The organism is Bifidobacterium apis (assembly GCF_036986835.1).
Classification (GTDB): Bacteria; Actinomycetota; Actinomycetes; order Actinomycetales; family Bifidobacteriaceae; genus Bombiscardovia; species Bombiscardovia apis_A.
The window spans coordinates 373,884-399,263 of the sequence record NZ_BTXD01000001.1 but is presented as its reverse complement, the minus strand read 5'-3'; the positions used below and the strand labels follow the sequence as shown (position 1 = coordinate 399,263).

The 25,380-nt window shown below is 61.5% G+C and carries 22 protein-coding genes and 1 pseudogene; 4 read left to right on the top strand and 19 right to left on the bottom strand.

What is annotated here, in order from left to right; translation table 11 throughout:
- Window positions 1-23: 23 nt before the first annotated feature.
- The 3 genes from groES to AACP62_RS01500 form a co-directional block, all read right to left on the bottom strand.
- Entirely contained in the window at window positions 24-317 is a 294-nt protein-coding gene (gene groES, locus AACP62_RS01510) for a co-chaperone GroES (protein ID WP_015022393.1), read from the bottom strand.
- 178 nt (window positions 318-495) lie between these two features.
- A complete protein-coding gene (locus tag AACP62_RS01505) occupies window positions 496-1,926 on the bottom strand; it encodes a hypothetical protein (RefSeq protein ID WP_198182964.1) in 1,431 nt (476 codons plus the stop codon).
- Window positions 1,927-2,002: 76 nt separating this feature from the next.
- Complete coding sequence (locus AACP62_RS01500) at window positions 2,003-2,656, bottom strand: GNAT family N-acetyltransferase (protein ID WP_198182966.1); 654 nt, start codon at window positions 2,654-2,656, stop codon at window positions 2,003-2,005.
- 79 nt (window positions 2,657-2,735) lie between these two features.
- Here AACP62_RS01500 and AACP62_RS01495 point away from each other — a divergent pair, with 79 nt between their 5' ends.
- The 3 genes and pseudogenes from AACP62_RS01495 to AACP62_RS08325 form a co-directional block, all read left to right on the top strand.
- Entirely contained in the window at window positions 2,736-3,413 is a 678-nt protein-coding gene (locus tag AACP62_RS01495) for a 5-formyltetrahydrofolate cyclo-ligase (protein ID WP_198182968.1), read from the top strand.
- 101 nt (window positions 3,414-3,514) lie between these two features.
- Window positions 3,515-3,730 (top strand): FmdB family zinc ribbon protein, encoded by a 216-nt coding sequence (locus AACP62_RS01490; RefSeq protein ID WP_044097723.1) that lies wholly within the window; start codon window positions 3,515-3,517, stop codon window positions 3,728-3,730.
- Between the two features lie 72 nt (window positions 3,731-3,802).
- Window positions 3,803-4,093: pseudogene (locus tag AACP62_RS08325) on the top strand (SAF domain-containing protein); the annotation flags it as partial.
- Here AACP62_RS08325 and AACP62_RS01485 read toward each other — a convergent pair.
- Window positions 4,007-4,288, bottom strand: coding sequence for a hypothetical protein (locus tag AACP62_RS01485; RefSeq protein ID WP_232342741.1), 282 nt, complete (start codon window positions 4,286-4,288; stop codon window positions 4,007-4,009). The pseudogene AACP62_RS08325 and the gene AACP62_RS01485 overlap by 87 nt on opposite strands.
- Before the next feature lie 571 nt (window positions 4,289-4,859).
- Between AACP62_RS01485 and AACP62_RS01480 the strand changes: the two genes are divergently transcribed.
- Window positions 4,860-5,270: an MscL family protein gene (locus tag AACP62_RS01480; protein ID WP_415873641.1), complete on the top strand. Its 411-nt coding sequence runs from the start codon at window positions 4,860-4,862 to the stop codon at window positions 5,268-5,270.
- A 9-nt stretch (window positions 5,271-5,279) separates the two neighbouring features.
- On the opposite strand, the gene AACP62_RS01475 is transcribed toward AACP62_RS01480, so the two are convergent.
- From AACP62_RS01475 to AACP62_RS01405, 15 genes are all read right to left on the bottom strand, one after another.
- The gene (locus AACP62_RS01475; RefSeq protein ID WP_044097724.1) at window positions 5,280-5,513 is read right to left on the bottom strand and encodes a hypothetical protein; all 234 of its coding nucleotides are present in this window, start codon (window positions 5,511-5,513) and stop codon (window positions 5,280-5,282) included.
- Window positions 5,513-9,223, bottom strand: a complete 3,711-nt coding sequence (locus AACP62_RS01470; protein ID WP_339345863.1) for a helicase — start codon at window positions 9,221-9,223, stop codon at window positions 5,513-5,515. The genes AACP62_RS01475 and AACP62_RS01470 overlap by 1 nt, the downstream gene beginning before the upstream one ends.
- Before the next feature lie 8 nt (window positions 9,224-9,231).
- On the bottom strand, window positions 9,232-10,803 hold the full coding sequence (locus AACP62_RS01465) for a variant leucine-rich repeat-containing protein (protein ID WP_339345861.1): 1,572 nt from the start codon (window positions 10,801-10,803) through the stop codon (window positions 9,232-9,234).
- 259 nt (window positions 10,804-11,062) lie between these two features.
- Window positions 11,063-12,598: a glycoside hydrolase family 30 protein gene (locus tag AACP62_RS01460; protein WP_198182972.1), complete on the bottom strand. Its 1,536-nt coding sequence runs from the start codon at window positions 12,596-12,598 to the stop codon at window positions 11,063-11,065.
- Window positions 12,599-12,651: 53 nt separating this feature from the next.
- Window positions 12,652-14,193, bottom strand: coding sequence for a glycoside hydrolase family 30 protein (locus AACP62_RS01455; protein ID WP_198182974.1), 1,542 nt, complete (start codon window positions 14,191-14,193; stop codon window positions 12,652-12,654).
- A 318-nt stretch (window positions 14,194-14,511) separates the two neighbouring features.
- Complete coding sequence (gene rplL, locus AACP62_RS01450; RefSeq protein WP_015022403.1) at window positions 14,512-14,892, bottom strand: 50S ribosomal protein L7/L12; 381 nt, start codon at window positions 14,890-14,892, stop codon at window positions 14,512-14,514.
- Between the two features lie 103 nt (window positions 14,893-14,995).
- Window positions 14,996-15,517: a 50S ribosomal protein L10 gene (gene rplJ, locus AACP62_RS01445; RefSeq protein ID WP_024626821.1), complete on the bottom strand. Its 522-nt coding sequence runs from the start codon at window positions 15,515-15,517 to the stop codon at window positions 14,996-14,998.
- A 376-nt stretch (window positions 15,518-15,893) separates the two neighbouring features.
- Entirely contained in the window at window positions 15,894-16,628 is a 735-nt protein-coding gene (gene mtnN / locus AACP62_RS01440) for a 5'-methylthioadenosine/S-adenosylhomocysteine nucleosidase (RefSeq protein WP_198182976.1), read from the bottom strand.
- Window positions 16,629-16,692: 64 nt separating this feature from the next.
- Complete coding sequence (locus AACP62_RS01435) at window positions 16,693-17,913, bottom strand: 3-deoxy-7-phosphoheptulonate synthase (RefSeq protein WP_029678104.1); 1,221 nt, start codon at window positions 17,911-17,913, stop codon at window positions 16,693-16,695.
- The gene (locus tag AACP62_RS01430) at window positions 17,910-19,031 is read right to left on the bottom strand and encodes a 3-deoxy-7-phosphoheptulonate synthase (RefSeq protein WP_155805001.1); all 1,122 of its coding nucleotides are present in this window, start codon (window positions 19,029-19,031) and stop codon (window positions 17,910-17,912) included. Before AACP62_RS01430 ends, AACP62_RS01435 begins: the two co-directional genes overlap by 4 nt.
- Window positions 19,032-19,208: 177 nt before the next feature.
- Window positions 19,209-20,573, bottom strand: a complete 1,365-nt coding sequence (locus AACP62_RS01425) for a C1 family peptidase (protein ID WP_339345850.1) — start codon at window positions 20,571-20,573, stop codon at window positions 19,209-19,211.
- A gap of 112 nt (window positions 20,574-20,685) precedes the next feature.
- Complete coding sequence (locus tag AACP62_RS01420) at window positions 20,686-21,672, bottom strand: CPBP family intramembrane glutamic endopeptidase (protein ID WP_339345847.1); 987 nt, start codon at window positions 21,670-21,672, stop codon at window positions 20,686-20,688.
- Between the two features lie 221 nt (window positions 21,673-21,893).
- Window positions 21,894-23,618, bottom strand: coding sequence for a cell division protein (locus tag AACP62_RS01415; RefSeq protein ID WP_339345846.1), 1,725 nt, complete (start codon window positions 23,616-23,618; stop codon window positions 21,894-21,896).
- A 144-nt stretch (window positions 23,619-23,762) separates the two neighbouring features.
- Complete coding sequence (locus AACP62_RS01410) at window positions 23,763-24,482, bottom strand: pyroglutamyl-peptidase I (protein WP_339345845.1); 720 nt, start codon at window positions 24,480-24,482, stop codon at window positions 23,763-23,765.
- A 22-nt stretch (window positions 24,483-24,504) separates the two neighbouring features.
- Window positions 24,505-25,296 carry an IspD/TarI family cytidylyltransferase gene (locus tag AACP62_RS01405; RefSeq protein WP_339345844.1) on the bottom strand — a complete coding sequence of 264 codons (792 nt, stop codon included), beginning with the start codon at window positions 25,294-25,296 and terminating at the stop codon, window positions 24,505-24,507.
- Window positions 25,297-25,380: the final 84 nt, after the last annotated feature.

Here is a 25,380-nt window from a genome sequence, read left to right as displayed (position 1 = left end):
CAGGGGCCACTATCACCGCCTCGTTACTTGAGGATGGCCAGAACGTCGCGTGCGGACACAATCAGGTAGTCCTCGCCGCCGTAGTTGACCTCGGTGCCGCCGTACTTGGAGTACAGAACCTTGTCGCCAACCTTGACATCCATGGGGATGCGCTCGCCCTTGTCGTCACGACGGCCGGGTCCTGCCGCCAGCACCTCGCCCTGCTGGGGCTTCTCCTTGGCGGTATCGGGGATGACCAGCCCGGAAGCGGTCTTGGTCTCCGCCTCAGCCTGCTTGATGACGATCTTGTCTTCCAACGGTGTGAGTGAAATCGACACTGTGGACCTCCTACATCTTGTGAGAACAGCCAATGAACCCACGCCGGAACGTCGATGAGAGGCTGACGAACACTCACCACGCATTCCTTTGCGCTACAAGTCATAGTAGCGCGAAATTAGCACTCTGCCAACTTGAGTGCTAACGCTGGTGGTGAAAGAAGGGTCGTCGATTGGTCGCTCACGACTTGGCTGCCGGACGACGCCGGGCCAATATAGCCTCCACGCCGATGGACAGGGAGTCCTCGCTGCGATCAGGCGCCTCGACCTGGGCCTGCATCTCCCGCTTGTGAAAGTCGTCGGGCTGCCCTTCGGCCTTCTTCTTTTGGGGGGGACGGGCCACGGAGACCTGTCGGGTGGACTTGATCTCCAGGCTGCGGGGACCCTCGTCTTCGCTCTTCTTGCCGTCCTTGCCTGATCCCTCGCCACGGTCTGATCCCAGGGAGAAGGAGATCAGATCCTGGCCTGCAGCCATGCCGAAGGCATCCAAGGCCGGAGATGGGTTGATACGTTCGAGTTCGTTGGTGGCATCGTCCTGGGCCTTAGCCGAAGACGATGATTCTCCTGATGTGGAGGACTGAGCCGACGAAGCTGAGTGCTCTTTGCCGGCAGGCACAGAGACCGATCCAGACTTACCTGACCGGGTGGTAGCGGATTGCACGGATGCCGACTGCGGAGAGGCAACTGACTTGTCCACTGACGACTTGGGTGCTGCTGGCTTGGAGGCAGCCTTTTGGACCCTTGAAGATTTGGTAGTTGCTGGTTTCGAAGCCTCCGGTCGAGAAGCCGCTTGTTTGGCTGGGGTCCGTTCAGAGGCTTTCTTAGCGGCGGACGGCTTGTTCGACGTATGCCCGGTCTGTGCAGCAGTCTTTTCGCTCAACTTGGCGGACCCGGCTGAGCTCTTGGCCTTGCTGCTACTGACTGCAGACTTTGCGGGCTTGGACGAATTGTGCTGCCTGGCTTTGAGGGCTGCCTGCTGATCAGCCTTGGCCTGGGCCAGTGTTCGGCGAATCTCACCCTGGTCAAGCACATCCGTGGCAGTTTCCGCGCGACCCTCATTCTTGGCCTGCCCAGGTTTGCTGGGGGTCTTGCTCTTAGTCAGACTGGCCGCCTGCTGACGACGCTGCCGGGCACGCCGCTGGGCTAAATTGCGCTCCCAGGCTCGAGCCTGGGCTGAAGCATGCGCACCTGCGGCCAATACCACTATCACCAGCGCCAGGGGAATCAGAGTAAACCATGGGCTGTAGTCCATAAGGAAGGAGCAACCAGCCACCAGCAGGGTGACGACCAAGAGGGCAAGGACCAGGATGCGACGACGACGTATGGCCGCGCGGCGCAACTGTCTGATCTGCTTGATGCGCTGGGCCTGACTGCGCCGGTTGCCATCCTGCTGCCCTTGCTGCATGACCAACCCTTTCACCGTCCTCGACTGCCTGTCGCAGAACCTCATGCCGTCTTCCCGACCCACCATGTGCAGGGAGGTGGAAAGCCTGTCCTGGCGATGCTCCGAGGCCCGCTTCATGCCTTTGACGGTGCGAAACGGCAGCCAACCCAGCACCAGAATCACCGCAATCACCAAAACCACAATGCTGCTGAGTGATTCATAAACCATAGGTACTACGTTAGTTGACGGTATGCCCCAAGCGGCAAGTCAAACCCAGCGTGTCGACCATGTCCGCCCCAGAAGCTTATAGACGAGCCAGCAAATCGGGATCGAATTGGTCGCTGACCCAGGCAAAGGTCAGGTGATCCCGCCACTGTCCGTTTACATACATATAGCTGCGGCGCAGTCCCTCCGACTCCATCCCCAGCTTTTGGACCACACGTAGGGAGCGCTGGTTTTCAGGCAGAATCGCCACCTCCAGACGGTGCAGATGGGGCCCCCTCCTGTCTCTGAAGGCCCAATTCGCCAACATGGCCAAAGCCAGGGGTGCGAATCCGTGACCGATCCAATCCTGGTCCACCCAATAGCCCACAGTCGCCGTGCACATGGACCCATAGCGGATGGCGCCCAGGGAAATCTGCCCCACTATGCTCTGATGAAACTCCATCAGAAAGACCGCTGAGGTGCCCTCCTGCTGGGAATGCTCCAACTCCTGCATCCACTGGGCATAGGTCATGCCGGGTCCATGACGGGGATCCCCTGATTCCCATGGGGCCAGCCAATCACGATTCCTCCATCGGACCGCGTTCCAGGCTGCCTGGTCACCCTCGCGGATGGGCCTGAGCAGGAAATCCCCATGGCCTGGTGGTGGAGTCAGACGATCAGGCAGTTCCAGGGCATTGTTCGAACGGGCTCGGGAACCCTGCCAGACCTGGCGGAAGGTATGCAGAACCGACATGATTCCATGTTCTCACCGAACGGCATCCGAGGCAGGCATACGTCCATTAGGGAGAGCCCCTGCTGGTAGAACTGAGTGCATGAACAAGCAGGAACGCATCGATATGGACAAACAGGATCGGCGCGGCCGGCTGCTGGAAGCCCGAAGGCGCATCAATCGGGCCCAATGCCTGGACGCAGGCCGTAAGCTGGCCGACCTGTTGGCCGACCAAGTGCTTGCCAAGGTCGAGCGCTCCCAAGGCCGCCAGAGCCTGACCGTGGCTGCCTTTGCCTCCATTCGCGGGGAGATAGCCATGGACCCCAGCCTGGACCTCCTGCTGGGCCGGGGCTACCAGGTGCTTATCCCCATGCTTGGCACGGGCACCCAAGTAGGTTGGGGACGCCTCCAATCAGAGCGGGATCTGAATGACATGAAGCGGATTCCCGGCTGGCGGCCGGACGAACCCGATATGTCGGCCCTGCCAGCACAGGCCTTGAATCAAGCCGGTCTGATCCTGGTGCCCGCACTGGCCATCGACCATGCCGGCATTCGTCTGGGTCGGGGCGGGGGCTGGTATGACCGGGCTCTGTGCCTGCGAGCAGAACAGACTCCGGTGGTGGGCATCTGCTGGCCCGGCGAATTCGTGGAAAAACCTCTGCCGCATCTGGACCATGATCTTCCTGTGGATGCCGTCCTGACGCCCGAAGGTTTCACGCCCACAGCCGCAGGTCTGTCACGAGGGCCCAGAGCGGACCATAATGGTGATGAACAAGACTGACGAAAGGCCCGGTGCCGATTCTTCTGGTCGAAGCCACCACTAGGATATTGGGTGTTGAACCAATCGTCGCGCGAACCGACCATCAGCGGAGGGAAAGAACGGTGCCCACCTATCATTATCGTTGCAAGAACTGCGGATACGACTTTACCAAGGAGCAGTCTTTCAACGACGAGCCCATCACCATCTGCCCCAAGTGCGGGCAGCAGCAGGTCCGCAAGGTCTTCTCCGCAGTGCCCATCGAGTTCAAGGGCCATGGTTTCTACCGGACCGACGGAGCCTCATCTTCCTCCTCTTCAAGCTCCACAAGCAGCAAGTAGACCGAGAGGCACATTCGACCACATCGACCATGCGGACCCACATGCCTGCCAAAATCCTGACAGGCTGGGCGCATGGTCGATTTTTCCATATTCAGCAATAAGGACAAGCCTTCAGCTGCCGCCGGTTCCCTGACCCGCCGACGGCGGCTTTTTAAGCTGCGACGTGCGGGAGCCGCCCTTGCATTGGGGCTGGCAGTCTTCTGCACCCTGCAGATCCTGGTCCAGGCCCAGGGCCGCCTGTCCATACTGGTCGCCTCGCGGCCTATTGCACGCGGATCAGCCATCGAGCCTGGCATGGTTGAAACGCGAATCCTGCATGGCAGGGAACTGCTGCCCGGCCTGATCTCTTCGTTTGGACAGGTACGTGGGCGGCGGCTGATGATCAGCCTTCACACAGGGCAACCGCTGACCACGGCCATGATCAGCAACAGACCTGCACAGCCGCCCGGGACCACCCCGGTGACCGTCCGCCTCGCCGATGATCCAGGAGACCTGCAGGCTGGCGACAAAGTGAATTTGCTGGCCTGGGGAGACTGCCCAGCCGGTGCCGGCGCGCATTCTGCATATCAGAATCCTCTGCCACCCTCCTCAGCGCGAGACCGGCCTAGCGTTAACAGGGAACCTGAGTTTCCCCATGTCCAGCAAGTCAAGGGCCTGCAGACGCCGACTCCCGAGCAGACCCCAGGCGGTGGACACTGCATGATAGCCGAACAGGCACTGGCTCTGCAGCCGGCACAGACCATGGCCAGGGATCGATCCGATCTGGAAGGACGGGAAGGCAATCAAGTCCGCCAAAGGTCACAGGCCGCCTTCGCCCTGGACGCCAGTCAGGCTCTGCTTCTGTTATCGCTGGATCCATCCACCCCGGTCATTGCCATCCGACCCGACAAAACTTCTGCATCGACACCCTCCAATCATGTCGGAAAACCGAAACAATCCTGGGCCCGCGATAATGGAGAAAGAAGCAGGCATGGGCTTTCCATGCCTCATATCAGCTACGGAAGGATGCAGAATGGCCTCGATCAACCAGGTGGCGGCCAAAGATACCGCCGAAGCAGTCCACAAAATCTCGCAACTCAGCAACAAGGGCGTGCTGGGCGAATTCAAGCAGTTCATCTCGCGTGGGTCCATGGTCGATATGGCCGTGGGTGTGGTCATGGGTTCAGCAGTGACCAGCGTGGTCAACGCCATCGTCAACAATCTGATCAGCCCCCTGATTGCCATGATCTTCGACAAACCGGACCTGTCGGGACTCCTGACCATCACCTACCGGAACGCCACAATCTCCTTCGGCGCCATTCTGACAGCCCTGCTCAACTTCCTCTTGATCGCCATCGCCGTCTACTTCTGCATCATCATGCCCATCAACAAGCTACGGCAGTTGAGCCGGGCGGCCTCGGGCATCAAGGACCAGCCCAACGCTCCAAGCCCCCAGGACCAGAGCCTTCAGTTGCTGCGCCAGATTGCCGACGACATCCACCAATCAACGAACACAGACGGTCAACAGGTCGGAACCAGACTGCCCAAGAGCCAGAACTAGGCCCGACAGTCAGTCGCCGCGCTCATTGGGGAAGAGCCCCCAGTGAGGCGGCAGCTCGCCCAGAATCCGTCGGTCATCCCCGTCAAGCCGATCCTGTGTACAGATACGGTCCTGGGGATCCTCCTCGATGCCATCAACATCGAACCGCTCCTTGCCTGGACGAACCACCCGCCGATGCCGACGTCGGTGCGGAGCCGCAGGCTCATCGAACTGATTATCGCGATCCAGCTGATTATCCGCCATCAACGCGCCTGCTGGTAGATATCGGCAAGACGGGCAACGATCCTGTCGGCTTCTTTATCGGGGTTGACAAAGGCCGAAACACTCCAGACGGTCATGACCGACCAGCCAAGATACTGCAAGTCCTCAGTGGTGAACCGGTGACGCTCCCGGGTGGACTGGGTGTGCATGAACTCGGCATCGTCGGTCAACACGGCCAAAGCATAGGGCTTGTTCTTGAGCCCCACCACCAGCGGAATTCGGGGCGCCTGATCGTACCCGTAATCCAGGGCTACATCCAGCCCCCGGGTCCGCAAGCGCTGGGCAAGATCCCCGAAGAGCACATTAGTGGACTGCTCGGCTTGCTCGGGCCGTGTCGGTTCCGTATCAGGATGCTCAACCCAGTTCAACAGATCCTTGAGCAAACGCGGTCCGGGCTGGTGAATGCGGTCGGCCTCCAGATCATCAGCCGAGAATGCCGCGACGATGTCCAGATTCCGATCCGGCAGGACCAGAGCATCCAGCAACATGCCCTTGCCCCCTTCGCCTTCCAGATCGCCGAACTGCTGCAGAAGACGGCCGTGGGTGGTCTTCGCAAAACCCAGAGTAAGGATCACGTCCGTGGCCCTGGCTCCGCAGACCTCGTCAATGCCAACGATGCGTACATGCCGCAGGAACTTGGCGAAAGCCCTGTCCTTGGCCGCTGCCGACTTGAGTTCGGCGCCCAGCCTGGAGCGGTGGGTTGCCGACAGGGTGACCACAGTCAGCAGATAGCTGTTCGGCACCAGGGAGAAGGATCCGGCCTTGCGTCGGAGCATGTCGACAACGGCGGCCACCTCCTGTTGGCTGGACTCGACCAGCCCAGTGGCCATTACAGGGACGCCAGCACCATCCACCCTGGTCAGGGTTACCCTCCCAGGCTTTCGGCAATCGGGGACGGGCGCCGACAGATCCCCATAGCCATGATCCTTCAGGAAGGTGTCCAGCCGAATCGAGCGGCGCGAGGGCCGGGCTTTGACCGTGACCGGGACCAGATGGTCGACCAGCTGCAAGAGGCCATCCGAGGTGATGGTAGGCCGGTGGGCGATGACCGCCACCTGCCGGGCACGAGCCAGCACGGTCAGCACCTGGATGGAAGGCATATGGGCTCCGGCATCGATGATGACCGTGTCAGCCAGCTGTGTCGGATTCGTCCTGGTCGCCAACGTAGCCGGAGTCGCAATGATGATGGGCTTGGCCGCCGACAGGATGCCGGGGTGGGCCTGCTGGAAGACCGCAAGGGAGGCACCGGGACTGCCGGCCAGCATGGTGTGCAGCTGATTGGCCTCCTGGGTGCGGGAGAAGAGCAGCTCGGACAGGCGCTTCTCGCTCTCCTGGGCAACCATGGGCCCTACGCTGGCCACGTGCTGGGCATCTACCTGGCTGAAGCGGTCGGCTGCATTGGACAGGGCGGAACCGTCCTGGTTGGAGATGATCTGCGAGGAGCGCATGATGTCATCGAAGACCGTGGTCCACCAGGTCAGCTGCAATTCAGCCCGTACCGCCTTGCCCCCAACCTGGCGGTTGCGCAGGTCCTGGACCAGATCCTGCAGCCCCGCCTTGTTGAATTCGTCCTCCAGGGCGCAGCGCTCAGGCAAGGTATCCAGGGCTGTATGGTCGTCAAAGAGGGCCTTGAGCCGTTCCTCAACCTTGTTCAAGTCCATGGTCTCAAGATCGCCGCCAGCCGGAGTCGAGGCCAGAACGGTGTCCAGAGCCGTCATGTCGCGAATCAGGGATTCCTGAGTATCGATGATGACGTCCAGCTTGGGCGGCAGGACCGGCCAGCCGCCGTGGGGGACAAAAGTCCGCCATTGCTCTGCCTGCTTGGAGACCACCACCAACGACTCATGCAGATCCTCGACCTGGGCACCGGGCCTGAGCAGGCTCTTGGCCTCCTTGACCAGACGTCGGCGTTCCCAGAATCCCAGATTGGTGCCATTGGCCTTGCGGTCGGCCTTGGACTTGGTGGCCTCGATCATGGCGGGAATGTCACGCTCGAAGATGGAGGGTTGGAAGACATCCAGTACCCGGCGCAGATTTTTGAGGACCACCACCTGCCTACCCCAATCCTTGACGGTGGCCGGCACGGGGAATCCGCAGGTCTCCACGGTGGATTTGACCTGTTCGCGGGTGTCCGGCAGAAGCCGCTGCAGCAGGCGAACCACACGGGAGTATGCGTCCACAGCCTCGTTCTCGCTGACCAGGGTGGCGCCGAACCAAGGCGTGTCCTGAGGACCGATCACGAATTCGCCCAGCTCGGCAGCCCTTTCCAGCTTGTCTGCCCAGGCATCCAGCTCGGGCTGCAGGTTGTGGGCCGTGGCTGCGCCCAGACGGACACGGGTGGCAGGGTGCGTAGGCATATTGGCGATGTTGGCCAGATTCTGAATGGTCTGGTAGGCCGAAACCCCCCAGCTGGAATCCACTCCATGCAGATCACCCAGGTAGCGGGTCAGCCGGGAGCGGACACCCACAAGCTCGTCAGCCACCTGATCGAAGTGTTCGCTGGCCTTGCCGGGTTTGAACCCCACTGCATCGATCAGCCGCTGGTCCAGGACCCGGCCCAGCTGGTCGTCGGTCAGATCAAGAGCCATGTCCGCCATCCCGGCGGCATCCAGACGACGCTGGAAGCGCCGCTTTTCCTCCACCACACAGGGCACATAGAGTACGGTTCTTCCAGCAGTGACGCAGCGCGAGGCGATGGCCAGAGCATCGTCGGCGCTGTGGCGGCCGGTCTGTTCATCCACGAGCACGCTGTGTCCGGTCGCCACCAGCTGGGCGGCATAACGGACCCGGTTGTCCACATCTCCGGCTTCGAACTCACTGTGAGGGTCTGCATCGAAGGGGCTGTAGTCAGGCACAGGTCCGCCCTTGAGCCGCTCGGAGGCAGCCTGGTCGCCAGCCAGGGCATCCAGCAGATCGTTGCCGGTGGACCCGGTGGTCATCCGGTCCAGAATCCGAAGGCTCTCGCCCAGCAGCTGGGCCGATGGCTCGATAAAGCATCCCAGAACGATTTTCCGTTCGATGGTGAAGTCGCTGATATGCGGCGTGATCAGGGCCGTCATGTCCTTGAACAGGGATGAAGTTTCGGGGGTGCCGCCCTGATAGTGGGAAGCGGAAAACAGACGGTCAGGATCCAGGGTGATGCCCCGCTCACGCATGGCCGAGATCAAGGCAGGATTAAGATCCACCTTGCCTGTGAATCTGATGGAGGCCCTGGAGGCCCCCTGTGTGCTCTCGTCGATACGAACGGGATAGAGCAGCACGGGCATGTCGCGCCCCTGCCAGGCAGCCACTCCCACCACCATGGAAAGCTGGGCGAAACCGCTGGCACGCTCTTTGGCGGCCTGATCGTCCAGAACCCGCTCCATGCGCCGGTGGGCTGCTCGCAGCATCCCACGGTCTCGGAAGAGCGCATCCAAATGGACCTGGCCGCTGGCGAAAAGCTGGGCGATGCCTGAAGGATGCGCATGCGTCAGGTCCATCTGCGCCGCCAACTGCGACACATTCTCCAAGGGGGTCAGGCCCACCTGGTTCTGGTAATCCTGGCGCCATCCTCGAATTCGCTCCAGGGGAGTCAACGGGGCCTTGACCTCTTCTGCCGCGCGATCGGAGGAAGAACCAGCCGTTGATGCCTGGGCATCTTCAGCACGTTTGTCCTCTTCCAATCCCCCGGTGCTCATTACCGTCTCGCTCATCCGTTCACTCACTTCCGCACGGCATTCAGATATTCGTGATACCCGTCATTGTTGCGCAGGGCCGCGTCGATGTCCTGGTCGCCCTGAGCCTCCAACCAAGCGTACAGATCATCATAGAGAGACGGATTCATCGCCAGGAAAGGCAGCAGCTGCCGATGCTTGGCCATGGCGAACTGCAGGGCGAAGTCCCCGGTACGCTTGGCATCATCTGAGCTCATCCCGTCCACTACGATAGCCTCCTGGCTACGGTCGTAGTTCCCCTTGGAGACCCGTTCGAAGACGGATCCGGGCTCGAAGGCTGGCTGATAACGCTGGTCATCACCCTGCTCGTCCGCTTGCTGGGGACGCCGGGCCTGATCCGATTCCTTCTTGGACAGGCGGGCCAATTCTACAGCTCCCAGCGGGGTGAACCCCTGAGCCGAGTCCGCTTGGTCTCTCCGACCCTGCCGTGACTGGTCGTCCGCATAGCCGCTGCGGCCGGAAGTTGCACGATCGTCACGGACATCACGGGCATCGCGAGCATCCCGGTCGTAGCGATTCTGATCAGAAGCGGATTCAGCGGAACGGGAACGGCGAGCATCTGCGAAAAGGTCGCGGTCGACAGGCTGGCTATCCTCCTCCTGGGTGCCGACCAGCGGCAGGCCCTGCTCGGATTCTTGCTCCTGCCATGGCAGAGGCCGACGAGCTTCGCCACGGGCGCCCTGGGCCTGGAAATCATTTGCACGCCGGTCACCCTGGCGGTCTTCGAATGCCCTGTCATCCGGCTGATCGGCATAGACCCTGCGACGATCCGATTCCTGATCATCCGCTGAGTCTGCATCAGCCGCCCCCCTGTCAGCTTGGCCACGCTCGGCTGAATCAGAGTCGTCAGAATACCTGGCTTGCGAGCCCCGCGAATCTGCGGGCTGCGACGGATTGTCCTGCGAGTCGCGAGCGAATGGGACAGACCTGGGACGATCTTGTGGAGCGCTGTCGGCCTCTTGGGAGGAATCGGCTGTCTTGGCGGCACCCAGAGCCATATCGTGCAGGGCAGTGACCCTGTTGCGGACCCCATCGGCCTTGAAGATGCCAGTGGGCTCGCCGGCGCGCATGTCCAGAATGTCATCGACGGACATTTCAGCTGCATCAGGTTCAACCATGCCACGGGGCTGTGTGGAGTATGAGAAAAGGTCAGGCACCCGGGTCGCAGGGTCGGTCTTATCTTCTTCGGGATTGCTGATGCGCACGAAGTCGACAGGGACATCACCGAATTGGAACCGAGCCGAGCTGCTGGACAGGGGGAAGGCGGCATCCACAGGCAGCCTGACCAGTGATCCGTCGGACTGGATCAGATAGGACCCATTGGTGGAACCCATGTCGCGCAAGGTGGCCAGACCATCCTTGTCGACGGAGAAAATGGCATGTCGTTTGGACATGGATTTAGTCTTATCGGGCACCTCCAGACGACGCCGACCATCATCGGCCAGTGGACGCAGAGGCTTGCGGCCGATCTCGACGGTCTCGCCAGGCTTGAGCCGGGTCTCTTCCGCCCCATTGAACTTGACTATCCACACCTGCCCCGGTCGCCGATCGTCACTCACGTTTTCGACCTCCCAAATCTGCAGCCGCCTTCACTCGGTACTATCGCCTATTCTGTCATGAAACCCAGAGATAGGATTGATTGCGTGCCGAATTAACTGATAAAGGACACATGAAAGGCTGGCGGGCATGCCGGTGCAGTGAACCCTTCCTGCAGGCATGGCTTTGGCAGCGACGCGATCGACTCGATCGACAAGAAACGGCGGCCGCCCTTACTCTGGATCCAACCATCAGAGTCAAGCAACGACCGCCGTTGTCGGATCAGTCCTGGCCGTCCTCTCCCTCGTCGTGGTCATCAGCTGGGTGTGGAGTCATATGAACGACGAATTGGTCATCCTCGGGCACCGTGCTGCGGTTGAGGTGGTCGGAGCTCGACATGTGGCAGGAGACCGTCCCGAAGGCCGGTACGCTTATCGATCGCCACCTGGCGCCCCAGCCATTGACGGTCAGGGCCGCCTGGATGGGCGCTCCGGTCGGATTGTAGAGGATGACGCTGAGCTCACCGTCGTCGCGAACGAAGGCGACCGAGCCCAGACCGCCGGTCCGGCCGTCGCGGGTATGGCTGGTGGAGGCCACCCTGCGAGCGCCCACCGGTACGTCCTGCCCGAAATTGCGAAGCATGAAGTATTCCAGATTGCGTCTGACCCCGCCGGTTCGTGAGTCGACAGTGATGACCCCGCGCCGACCCATGGTTCGCGCCCAGCTGGGCAGACCTTGCTCATCCAGGGCCAGATTCCACAGGTCGATCATGCCCACGCCCTGACGGACCAGTCCGATGCCTATCTCCCCGAACATGACGTGGCTTGCCTCGTCCACCCGCTCGTCCAGCATGCAGCGGCGCTCACTCATGACCGAGCGCCATCCCGGGAACTGTCTGGTGGCGTTCACCACCCACTTGGGCAGGCCGGAGTATGTATGCATGGCCGTCCCGGCGAAGCTCAGGGCCTCCACAGGAGTCATATAGTCGCTGACCGGGCGACTGAAGAACCTCAGACCGTCATCACCGAAGAAGATCTCCACCTCGGGGAAGCTACGGTCCAGTGCCGGACGCAGGTAGTCCACGCCCCAGCGCACCAGCTCCTCAGGAGTCCAGATCGTCATGGGCCATGGCGGATTGTTGGAGGGCTCGTTCTGCATGGTCACTGCCGAGATGGGAATCCCCAACTTCTGGTAGGCCTCAATAAACCGGACAAAGTAGCGAGCATAGGCGGCATCGACCGTGTCACGTGAACGGTAGCCGTTGCCGCAGTATTGACCCAGCCGCAAACGCCCAGCCCCGTCCAGCCGACCGCTGTCCTTCATCCAGGCGGGTGCACTCCAGGGAGAGGCCAGGATCCGCACGCCCGGGTTGATGGCCATGATCTCCTGAAGGACGGGGACCATGTACTTCATGTCCCTGGTGGCCTCGGGCGAGCCTGGCTTCCCCTGCCCAATGGAGAAGTAGGCCATGCCCGGATCCGACATAACCCCTTCGGGCAAATCATCATAGGAGTAGTAGCGCTGGCTGGAGAAATCGCAGGACCCCATCGAGATCCTCAGGGCGGAAAGGCCCGCCTGAGCCGGGTCGAAGAGCTCGGTCAGAATCCGATGACGCTGGTCGGCATCCATGGCCGTCATGAACAGGTAGGCGCTGGAGTCCGTCAGAGCAGCACCGGCCCCCTCCCAATACTGGTAGCGCCTAGTTGGATCGATGACGATAGGGACGGCTGCGCCGGGTCCACTCGTCGTCTCTGGAATCGCTATCGGTTCTCGCCGCTGGGACAGATCCCCTGCCGTCGCGGTCCAAATCTCCTTCATGCTCGTGCATCTCCTCGTTCCAGGTTCTTTCCCCCGCATCGCCAATCCGGTCCTCACTCCTGCCCGGGAGCCTTGTCATCCACAGTGTGCTCAGGCAGCTGCAGGGCGAAGTCCTCATCATCGGGTACAGCCGAATCATTGATCCGCTCGCCCATCGTCGCGTGCATGGTCACGGTCCCCCAGGCGGGCACAGTCACACTCTGCCAGCGGTCCCCCCAGCCGTTGACGGTGACAGCCGCCTTGACAGGCTTGCCCGTGGGGTTGTAGATATGGGCGGCGATGGAACCATCCGGCGCCAGGAAGGCCACTGAGCCCAGCGAGCCGCTCCAACCGTCCGGGGTGTAGTTGCTGGAGTCGATCACTACCGAACCGGGCTCCACGTCCTGGCCGAAGCTGCGGAGCATGAAATACTCCAGGTTCCTGCGGACCTTGCCGCTGCCATGATCGATGGTGACCACCCCGCGTCTGCCGTCGGCGCCGATCTGGTTGGGCAGTCCCCGCTCGTCCAGAGCCATGTTCCACAGGGTGATAAAGGAAGATCCATGGCGGACCAGCCAGTTGCCAATGACACCGGACATGATGTGAGCGGCATCCTCGGGGGTCTGGTTCAGCATGCAGCGACGCTCGGTCATGCCGTAGATCCACTGTGGATAGACCCGGTTGGCATAGTCCAGATTCGGATAGTCGTTGTCATAGGTGTGCAGGGTCAGACCATCGATGGAGCGGGCCTGCTCGGCTGTGACATCCTTGTCGACCGGTCCGGTCAGGCAGTGCCCCGAGTCATCGTTGATGAAGATACGCACCTGGGGGTGCCGACGGTCCAGCGCAGGCCGCAGGAAGCGGTGGGCGAAGTCGGCTTGCTGGGCCAGTGTCCAGGTCATGGCCGGCCAGGGGGCGGCGTTGGAAGGTTCGTTCTGCACAGTGACCGCCCATATGGGGATGCCGATGGCTTCCATCTCGTCGATGTAGCGGGCGAAGTAACGGGCATAGACCCCCTCTATGGAATCCTCAAGCAGATCATAGCCGTTGCCGGTCCAATCACCGAAGCGCAGGTGACCGCCCATGCACAGGTGGCCGGTGTTCTTCATCCAGGCCGGGGCACTCCAGGGCGAGGCGATGATCTTCACAGCAGGATTGATGGACAGAATTTCCTGGACGACGGGGATGATGTACTTATAGTCCTTGGTGGCGTCCGGAGCACCCGGCTCGCCCTCGCCCAGGGAGAACCTGACCAGGTCCCTGTCATGCTCACCGTAGGGAATGTCATCGTAGGTGTAGTAGGGCTGGGAAGACGGCTCGCAGGAGCCCAGCGGGATGCGGATGACCGAAAAACCGCCCTTGTCAGGGTTGAACATGTCGTCCAAAAGGTCATGCCTTTGCTGCGTGGTTTGGCTGCCCCAGATCAACGAGGCCGCGGCATCGGTGATGGCGGCTCCGGCCCCGAGCCAGGGCTGATGGCGCTGGCAGGGATCAATGACGATGGGCTTGGCATCCTTGGGCTTCTCCCCCAGTGGAGGGGCTTGCAGGGGCCTGCGTCGATCGGTCAGATCTCCGGAGGTCACGGTCCAGAACTGGTTGGTGAAAGTGATGGTCATGATTGCTCTCTCGTTGTCGTATCTGGGCATCGGCGTCACGGTCGATAGGACAGAGCCTTAGCTTAGTTGCGGTTCTAATCATGAAAAAATTGTTGCAATCTATTGCAATCGTTCCGGCTATATGGTCATCCCTATGCCCCAGGGCGGCTGAAACTGCGTCCACAACAGCGGGACGAACATACGTATATCCCGTCGGCTCTGCACGGGGCAGCGCAACCATCCCTGTGCGCACGGTCGGACAAGATATAGAAAAAGCCCCGCGCTGTCGATGACAGCACAGGGCCTTCAAGCATGCAGTGGCTCAGACAGAGCCGGTGACTACTTGAGCTCGACGGTGGCGCCGGCCTCTTCCAGCTGGGCCTTGGCCTTGTCGGCGTCTTCCTTCTTGGCACCTTCCAGGACGGTCTTGGGGGCACCGTCAACCAGAGCCTTGGCATCGGCCAGACCCAGGTTGGTGATGGCCTTGACAGCCTTGATGACCTGAATCTTCTTGTCGCCGATGGCGGAGAGGACGACGTCGAACTCGGTCTTCTCCTCCTCAGCAGGAGCAGCAGCACCGGGAGCGGCGGCGGCCACGGCCACAGGGGCGGAGGCCTCGACGTCGAACTCGTCCTCGAACTTCTTGACGAAGTCGGACAGCTCGACCAGAGTCATTTCCTTGAACGCGTCGATGAGCTCGTCAGCGGAGAGCTTGGCCATAATGGCTTCCTTTCATTTGTGGCGACCGGCATTGACTGGTAGGCCGACCACCGAACATCTTTTCTTGTGTTTACCGTATGAATCCGGGCCAGTGGCCGTGGACTCAGGCGGCCTTTTCCTGCTTCTCGCGCAGGGCGTCGAACGTGCGCACGGCCTTGGTAGGCACAGCGACGAACAGGTTGGCGGCCTTGGACATGGTGCCCTTGAGCGCGCCGGCCATCCGGGAGAGCAGAACATCGCGGGATTCCAGATCCGCGATCTTCTTCATGGCATCCGCGTCAGCAACAGCTCCATCGATGAAGCCGCCCTTGACGATCAGTGCCGGGTTGTCCTTGGCGAAATCACGCAGCGTCTTGGCGGCATTGACGTAATCACCCTTGACGAAGGTGATGGCGCAGGGGCCGGCAAGCATCTCATCGAGACCCTCGATTCCAGCCTCTTTGGCCGCAATCCGGGCTAGCGTGTTCTTCGCCACGTTGTAGGAAGTATCGCGGCCTAGCTTGTTTCGCAGATCGGCGACCTGCGGAACACTGAGCCCGCGGTACTCGGTGAGGATGATGGCATCGGCGTCACGGAACTTGTCCGTCAGCCTGGCGACAGCCTCTTCCTTTTCGGGCCTTTTCATGGCGTTCCTTCCTAGACAGACCTCTGGAGGGAGCCGGACGACCAAGCATGGCAGGCAAAAAGAAAGCCCTGCCGACAGGCAGAGCGGAAAACAGGTCGCGAGGACCGATTTGAAACTCAACCTGTGCTGGCTCGATCAACCGAACTTAGGAGACCCAAGGGTCCCGACCAACGGTCTTTGGTATGCAAGGGGCAATACTACACAGATCAGCCACGACCGTCAAATCCGCAGACACGACAAGTTCAGCACCAGCCGGATCCGAGGACCGCAAGACCGCAGCAGATTTATGGTTCACAAACCTTAACGGCGCAACCAATCAGCTCACATGCCCACGGTCGCCAGGCCAGACACCCAGGAGCTCCTTACCGATCTGCGATCAGAGCCCGCGCACGATGCCCAGCACCAGCCTGGCGGCCGTGTCGGCGTATTCGGAGATGTCGAACTCCCGGAAAACCTCGTAGTCGGTATCGGCGTTGTCGCTCAAAGCGCGGATGACCAGAGCCGGAACCTTGTTGCGGGCCGCCACGTGGCAGACGGCTGCTCCCTCCATCTCGACCGCATCGGCCCCGGTCTGCTCCTTGACCTGGGCAATCTTCTCAGGGCTGTCCACAAAGTAGTTGCCCGTGGCAATAATGCCGACGATGTGCTTGATTCCCATGGCATCCAGAGTGCGGCCTGCCAGATCCAACAGGTGAGGGTCCGAATGGAACTCCTCGGTGCCGGGGGCCGACTGGGCCACCAACCGCATGTCCGTGTCCAGATAGCGCAGGGTGCCTCCAAGAACCACGTCGTTGATGTGCAGGTCCTTGTTCAGGTTGCCGGCAATGCCGGAGAAGATCACGGCCCTGGGATGGAAGGCATCAATCAGATACTGCGTGGTGGCGGCGATGTTGACCGTACCCATGCCGCCCACTGTGGCAGCCAGTCGAACCGGGCCCTGCGACCCCTCAAGGGTGCCACATATGACTTTCAGTCCAGCATCGCTGGCGTGTGGATCCTGATCCGCCTGCTTCAGGCCTTGGCCAATCAGGGCCACCTCCTCGTCCATGGCTCCTATGACGACAACCGGCCGTCGATCTTCACCCTCCAGGGAACCGTCTGTTTCGCTCATGCCTGACTCCTTATCCATGTTTCACCCGCGACTGCGGCCCGACCAGCCTACTGCAGGCCGTAAGTCAACGAGCCGCGCCGCGACGACGGTCCACTGCCTGTGCCAGCTCCTCCAGCAGGTCCTCAGTGTCAGGCCAGGAGATGCAACGGTCAGTGATCGAACACCCATAAACCAGTTGGTCCAGGGGGGCCGGCTTCTGATTGCCTCCACGTATGAAGCTTTCCATCATCAGCCCGGTAAAGCCTTCCTCGCCGTCGCCTATCCGTTGGGCCAACTCATGGACAACCTGGATCTGGCGCCGCTCATCCTTGCCGGAATTGCCATGGGAGGCATCGATAAGCAGTCCGTGGGCAGCCGCGCTGTCCTTGGGCATGCGCTGGCGCAGCACGGCGAGCGCCGCCCGCACCGAGTCCTGATCGTAGTTGGGACCGGATTTGGAGCCGCGAAGGACCAGGTGGCAGTCGGGATTGCCCATGGTCGCAACGGCTGCAGCCTGACCCTCGTGGTCTATGCCGAAGAAGGTGTGGCGTTGCGAGGCCGCGTAGCAGGAGTCGATGGCCACATCCACGCTGCCGTCCGTGGCGTTCTTGAAGCCGATGGGCATGGACATGCCGCTGGCCAGCTGTCGATGGACCTGGCTCTCCGTGTTCCGAGCACCTATAGCCCCCCAGCTGACCGCGTCAGAAATGTACTGTGGCGATGTAGGCTCAAGGAATTCCGTGGCCGCCGGAAGCCCGGTCTCCAGCACACCCAGAAGGATGCGCCGTGCCAGAACCAGTCCCTTCTGGATGTTGTGGCTGCCGTCCAGGTCGGGGTCGTTGATCAGCCCCTTCCAACCGACCGTGGTCCTGGGCTTCTCGAAGTAGACCCGCATGACAATCAGCAGCCGATCCTTCAACCTCTCATTGACGGCCGACAGACGACGGGCATAGTCCAGCGCGGCATCGGGGTCGTGAATGGAACAGGGACCCACAATGACCAACAGCCTGTCGTCCCGTCCATGCAGACAGTCCACAATCTCCTGCCGGGAGCGGATGACCAGGTCCTTGGCCCGGCCATCCAAGGGGTATCGGGTCAGCATCTGCGCGGGCGAAGGCAGGCGGTCAAGCTCAAAGACCCGCCTGTTGACAATCCGACCTATGCCTACCTCGTCTTCCCACCTGGGCACGTTCCCGGTCTGCAGGGGGTTGACGCCGGCCGCCAGCGCCTTGTGCACCAGTTCAACCTCGTAGGCCTTACTGGGTCGGGGCAGAGGCTCCTGTGGCTCATCCTTCATCCCACTCATGCCTTCATCCTTTCCCGACGGGCTTGCACGGCATCGGCCAGAATCTGCAGCAGTTCCTCGGTCCTGTCCCAGGCAATGCAGGCGTCGGTGACGGACCGACCGAAGACCAGCTGGTCCAGTGGGGCCGGCTTCTGGTGACCGCCCTCAAGAAAACTCTCCATCATGACACCCGACAGGCCCTGCTCGCCCTTGGCAAGACGGTCTGCCAGTTCCTCGACCACCCGGGCCTCGCGTACGGGGTCCTTGCCGCAGTTGCCATGGGCTGCGTCCACAATCAGACCCCGGCATGCACCAGGGCCCAACGGCGCCTGGTGCAGGACCTCCAGGGCGGACCGGACGGATTCCGCATCGTAATTGGGTCCATGACTGGAACCGCGCAGAATAATGTGGCAGTCAGGGTTGCCCATGGTCTCCGCAGCGATGACATGACCATCCAGGTTGATGGACAGGAAATGATGCTCGGATGCCGCAGCCAGACAGGAATCGACCGCAGCCTCTACACTGCCCTCGGTCGAGTTCTTGAAGCCCATGGGCATGGACATGCCGCTGGCCAGCTCCCTGTGGACCTGGCTCTCTGTATTCCGAGCACCTATGGCCCCCCAGCTGACCGCGTCGGAAAGATACTGTGGGGTGATGGGATCCAGCCATTCTGTGGCCGCCGGAATCCCCTGGCCCAGGACCTGCCAGAGCACCTGACGGGCCAGACGAATCCCCTTGCGAATGTTGAATGTTCCATCCAGGTCGGGGTCGTTGATCAGCCCCTTCCAACCGACCGTGGTCCTGGGCTTCTCGAAGTAGACCCGCATGACAATCAGCAGCCGATCCTTCAACCTCTCATTGACGGCCGACAGACGACGGGCGTACTCCAGAGCAGCCTCCGGGTCGTGAATGGAGCAGGGGCCGGTGATGACCAGCAGCCTGTCATCCCGCCCATGCAGAACATCGCGAATGGCCTGGCGGGAGTCCCGGACCAGCTCCATACGCTTCGAATCCAGGGGCCGCGAGCGCAGAAAAACCCTAGGTGCCGGGATGGGATCCAGCTGACGAATGTTGACATCCACTGTTTCGGGAAAGACGGCCGTATCGGCAAAATACTGCCGCTCCTCTTCCGGGATGATATCCGGTTCCTTGACGAATGCCACGGTCGCTCTCCTCTCTGTCGCGCTACGACGATCATGCCCGAATTACTTATGGCCGTCCACATCCGGGCCAATGTGGACAATCCGTTCCCGAGATCCTCTAGACCACGGGAACGAACAGTTAGATGGGTAAATATAGCTCAATGGCGCTGTTGCTCAGGCCAAGGCACCCATGGGGTCCCAGGCGGGCAGCATGATGGCCTCCTGGTCGAAGGCCTGGCGATACTGCTCGGACAGCATGGACTTGGGAACGGCCACCTCGTAGACATACTGGCTGAACCAGTCGTCGCTCATGGTGAAGTAGCCCTTGTTGGCGATGTCCCCGCCCCAGGAGTTCTCAACCCGCCAACGGTTGGTGGTCCGGCCGTCATCGGCCACATCCACGCCCACGAATGCCATGGCATGGTTCTGGGCCGAATCGCCGAAGCGCACCCGCTGCTCCTTGTCCATGTCGAAGTCCACACCGTAGACCCGACCGTACTCGAACAGGTCGGTTGCCCACTGACCGGCCTTGCGGTCCATCATGGGGTGGCAGTCGGCGCCGAACCAGACCGGCAGTCCCTGCTCGCTCATCAGGCGGCGGGCGCAGTCCTTCATGACCTCCACCGGGACGTTCAGGTACTCGGTGGGATCGCCGCCAGCCACGTTGCCCAGGTGCTCGATGCCGATCTTGCGGCCCTTGGGGTGCTCGGGGCGCGGATCGTCGACCAGGCAGACATAGTCCTCAAGCCCGGCATTCACGTAGCGCTTCCAGAACTCCTGCGGAGTGATCCGCCCATCCCGGTGGAAGACGCCGTCCTTGTCGGTCCACTCCCAGTCGAAGCTGGTGGGCGGGGTGCCCAGATGAATGGTCAGGATACGGTGACCGGCCTCCAGGGTCCGGTCGATGATCTCATCGATGCCGTCCGGGTTGGCCACCATGTGAGCCGTGGCCTGGTGAAGCAGACGACGCAGCTGATCGTTCATCTGGCTGGTGTTCTGGGAGGAGGCGGTCTCGGGATAGTACTGCTTGGGCACTGCGCCGTACTTCTTATAGATGTTCATGGCCATGATCCACTGGCCGCCATCGCCCATGACATCGCCCATCAGGAAGCGCATGAGCTGGGAGTCCACGGGCTCGCCGGCCCGCACCAGAGCCGCCACGTCACGCAGGAAGTAGTTGACGCGCTCAAGCTTGTCATAGTACATGGCGTAGTTCTGGGACAGCTCGAAGTCGCCCATGGGGTTGGCGGTGCTTTCACCATCAATGTTCAGAGCCTTGCGGGCCACGAATCGAGCCACATTCAGCGAGCTGAAGAGCCAGCAGCGGCCGGAGTGCGCCTGCGAGGTGACCGTGCCATTGTCAATGCTGACCGAGAATCGGTGCTGGAGCAGGCGGGAGCGATTATAGTTATGAGCCACTTCGTCAATACCTACCTGAGTGACGGCGTTCATGGCGACATGGTTGGCCTCGCGCTCATCGAAGGCGGTGCGCAGGCCCTCCAAACGGGTCTGATCCAGTGGTGTCAGTGCTGATGTCATACGGTCTGTCCTTGTTTCCTTTCATGCGGATGTATCTGCATCCCTGCATCCAGCATAGCGGGAATCGGTCATCGAGGGTTCGCCTGGAGGAGGATGTGGACAACTGTACCCATCAAGCCAGGGAGAAGCGCTGGGCTGCATTGATCACTGCCAGGACCACCAGGACGGCCAACCCAAGAGATATCCAGCCCTTATAGGTTCCGTGGCGTGAGCGGTTGGCGCGCAGGTAGTCTGCCAGCTGTCCCCGGATCAGCCAGAGGACGACCAGCCCCCCAACCAGGCCCAGAATGGTCATTCCTTGGTTAATCATCGCGCCGGTGCGGGCAGGCACCGTCTGGGTCAGCCACATCATGGCGTCAGCCAGGACCAGGTTGTTGAAGATATGCAGAGCCATGGACCAGAGGATGGAGTATTCCATGGCGATGAAGCCCAGGACCAGACCCAGCAGGAAGGTGAACAGACTCTGGGTGATGTCCCCGTGCAGACAGGCAAAGATAAAGGAGGAGGTGACGATGGCGAAGGTCCGTCCATAGGGTCTGAGCCTGCCCATGACCACGCCGCGCAGCAGGAACTCCTCTACGACGGGGACCAGGATGGCCGTGTCCAGGGGAGATAGGAACCCATGCTGGCCCACAGCGATCTGGGAGGTGGTGGAATGGTAGACCAGCCCAAGGACCTGGGATCCCTGGTTGACCACCCAGGTGAAGCCAGTCTCGATGCTGCTGGCCAGCATGATCGACAGAATGGCCCCGATCAGCAAGGCCGGACCGGGATTAGTCTGAGCCTTGTAGCGCACCGGGTTGGAGCCACGGCCGAGCAGGTCCTGACCGCGGGTGCCAAAGAGAAAGACCAGCATAACCAGATCACCCAGCAGATCAGCCAGCCCTGGCTGACGAGCAATGCCCAGGGCTGCGGCCACCGAGGGTAGATTCAGAACTCCCGCGATCAGGTTGGCCACCACCAGGTATACCAGAGCGTAGAGGGACTGCAGGTCCACACCACGACGCACCTGGGCACTCCATGAGCGTACAGGTCCTTCAGATGCGCTCGACTCTTCCTGCCTGCCCGCATCCGTCTCGATCGAATCTGTGGCAGACACATGTGATGATGCGTGCTGTGAATGCTGCATGACGCTCTCCCAACCCTTTGACCTCTGGCCTGCACCCTTTCACCATTGACTCTAAGCCAAGGCAGCGGTTCGGATCGAGATTGACGCCCATGCCGGTTCGGCATGAGGTCACGCAATTTCCAGGAAAACAGAAAGGCCGGGTTGCAGATCATGCCTGCAAGCCGGCCTTGGCGAATATGGACGTTCGCTGATCAGTCCCGATCGGTCGGGGTCACGTCATCGTTGATGGGCGGAATGACCGTAGTCTCCTGGTCCGTGACCGCCTTCTCCACCTGTCCATCCTTGGCCTGGGCCGGCGTATCATCGGCCTGGACGGATGCATCGGGCAGGACACTCGGCGCCGGGGAGGGCAGGACCTGGGTCGGCATATTGGCCGAGGACCGGACGGCCACAGCTGCGCTGGCATCATCTTTGGCATCCTTGACGGAATCAGCTGCCGCGTCATCAGCCGCCAAGTCATCGGCCGGTTGACTCTCTGCGACCGAATCGACCGAAGTCTGAGTGGCTTCTTCCTGGGTCTCGGTGACAGGCTGACCGACACCATCATCCTCGTTTTCGGCCTTCGAAGCAGGCACAGGTAGCGGGTCCGCGGCAGGTACAGCGTTGACCACGGGAACACTGGGAGCCTGGCCATCGTCCTGGTCATTGACCACAGCCTCATCGTGGAAGCCATCAAAGTTGCCAAAGGACTTGGAGAAGATGTTCCGCAGCTCGTCAACCCGGGAGGTGATAGTGGCTTCCCGATGCTGCAGCTTGGTGATGTGGTCCTTGAGCCCGTCCAGCTCAGCCTGGGCGGCCTTGCGATGGGCCTCGACCTCGGCCTGGGCGCGCTGCTTGGCCTCCTCCAGCAGCTGGCTGGCCTTGCGCTCGGACTCCTCACGTTTGAAGGAGGCGAACGAATCGGCATCCTTGCGGGTTGCCTTGGCCTGTTCTATCAGCTCCTGGGTCTCCTTCTCGGTCTTGACCCGCCGTTCCTCCAGGCTCTTGAGCAGCTCGCCCACCTTCTTGGTGGCATCCTCCTGCTGGGCTGCGATGTCGGAGCGGACCTGCTCGGCCTCGGCGTTGACCTTGGCCATGGTCTCGGCACTGGTGACCTTGGACTCGTCCACAATTTGCTGGGCCTCGGACTTGGCCTTGTCGGTAATCTCCGAGGCCTGCCTGCGGGCGTCGTTCAGGCTCTTGGAGACCTGCTCGCGCACGTCGGCCAGCTTCTTGTTGGCCTCGGCCAGGGCCTTCTGAATCTGATCGTTGGCATCCTTCTTGAGCTTGGCGATCTCCTCGTCGCTCTTGCGCCGCTTGTCGGCGATCTCCTTGGCAGCCTTGGCCTTCTGCTCGGACAGCTCCTTGTCCTGGGTGGCCTTGCTGGTGGCCAGCCGCTTTTCGTGCTCCTCGCGGGAGTTCTGCAGCTCCAGATCCAGGGCCTGGCGACGTTCGGCCACCGCCTTGTCGGCCGCGGACTTGCTCTGCTCGCTCTGCTGCTTGGCAGTGGTGGTGACGGTCCTGGCTTCGTCGTTGGCGGCCTCGACGATGGACTTGGCCTTGGCGTTGGCCTCGTCCACGATGTGTTTGGCTTCAAGCTGGGCCTCGTTGACCAGGGTCGTCGCCTTCTCCTGGGCGGATGTCTTGGTGGATGCCGCATCCTGCTTGGCACGGTTGAGCAGCTCGGTACTGGTCTGCTCGGCCGAGGCCAGCAGCTGCTGGGCGTTGGCTCCAAGGGAGGCGAAGGAGTTGCGCGGCTGTTCGACCTTGCGTGACTTGGCCTCCTGGAGTTCTGCCTCCAGCTTCAGAATGCGATCATCGTCAGCCTTGATCTGCTGACGCAACCGGGCCAGATTGCTCCGTGAGGCCGCCAGGGCCTGGTCGACCCGCTCCTTGTCATAGCCTCGCAGGACAACGGGAAACTGATCTTCGGCCATGGAAACACTCCTCTTCGCCACCAGGACATGCCGGCCCGTGACAAGGATGTCTTCGGTCCGGTGGATTTACCTCGACTCTACCCCATGGCAGGCCAAAATTCGCCGTCTGACCTGCCGCCGACACATTGGCCTTACATAAGCGTCTCAGGCAATAAGAATAGGACTGGAGGAGGGCCTGCGATAGTAGCGAATGGTCTCATTGACCACCTCGCGCACAGCCTGTATCTGCTGATCCAGGGGCAGGCCGCACTCCTGACCGCCGCTTTCATTGACCAGGGGAAGGCTGACGAACCCGGCCAGGACATCCTTGTGTCCTGCAGCCCATGCCAGCAGGTTGTAGAAGAGCGCGTTGCAGACATAGGTACCCGCGTCCGAGCTCAGCGTGGCGGGAATGCCACAGGTGCCGAAGTCGTGCAGGATGGCCCTCAGCGGCAGTCGGGTCCAGTAGGCGGCCGGGCCCCGGGGGTCGATGGGCTGGCGGCTGGTCTCGCGGTCGGCATCCGAGGGCTCCTGCTCCCCTGAGTTGTCACGGTCGTCTGCGTCATCCTCCTTGAGGTTGACGGCGCAACGCTCCATGGCGATACCGCGAGCCCGACGCTTGAGACCTGTCGCGATGATGATATCGGGGTGCACCCGCTCTATGGCCTCATGCAGTATGGGCCAGGCCTTGGCGAAGCTGACAGGCATGGTGACGGAGGAAATAACCAGGTCTACGCCCTCCAAGGGATCCTCCTCGGTGGGGCCGACTGGCCGCATGCCCTCCATGCCATGCTTGGCCAGAGCCTGTGAGACCTCATAGGAAGGGTTGACGTCAACACCCTGGTAATGGTCGTATCCGGCGACGATGACCTTGATCTGCTCCATGTGCCCCATGGTACACAGGGCTTCACCCGGCCAGGGAGCGCGCTATCCATTCAGCCATGGGCACGTCCGAGGGCAGAGTGATCTTCATGTTGGTCACGCTGCCGGCCACGATGGCCACCGGCTCCTCAGGCAGGTAGTCCACCACGACCCGGGTGTCATCAGTGGGATGGAAATCGGGGTCCGCGGCAGCCAGATCGTAGGCCTTGCGGAGCGTGCTGAAACGGAAGGCCTGCGGGGTCTGGGCCCGGAACATGTTGTCACGGTCGGGTACCTGGCGCACCACCTTGCGTTCGCCCAGGTCGCCGCCCATCAGCATGGTGTCGGTCGAGGCCACGGCCACGGTTGCGGCCTTGAAGGTATCCAAGGCATCGATGCAGCCATCGATGGACTCCTGGCTGACGAAGGGTCGCACCGCATCGTGGATGAGCAGTTTGGCATCCTGGGGGATTTCCGCATCAGCCAGGGTCTGCAGGGCCGCTTCGGTGCTGTCCACGCGCTCGATGCCGCCCTGGATGACCGTGCGGACCTTGTCATAGGTGTCATCGCCCACAATGGCCTCGACAGCCTCCCGCACCCGATCATTGACCACAACCAGGATGTCGGTGACCCGGGCATTGGACTGGAAGGCGTCAATTGACCAGGTGACGATGGGTTTGCCACCCACCTGCACCAGCTGCTTGGGGTTGCTCTCGTCAAATCGAACGCCCAGCCCGGCCGCGAGAATCACCGCCACAACTGGCTGAATCTGCTCCTCCGAGTCTGCGTTATCCTGACTGACATCGGACGGGGCTGCTGATGCTCTGCTCTCACTCATAGACTCAACGGTACTCATACGAGAACAGAGAAAGGTGCAGACCCGGCGCTATCTGCACCGAACATCTGCACCCGAGGCCCGCTC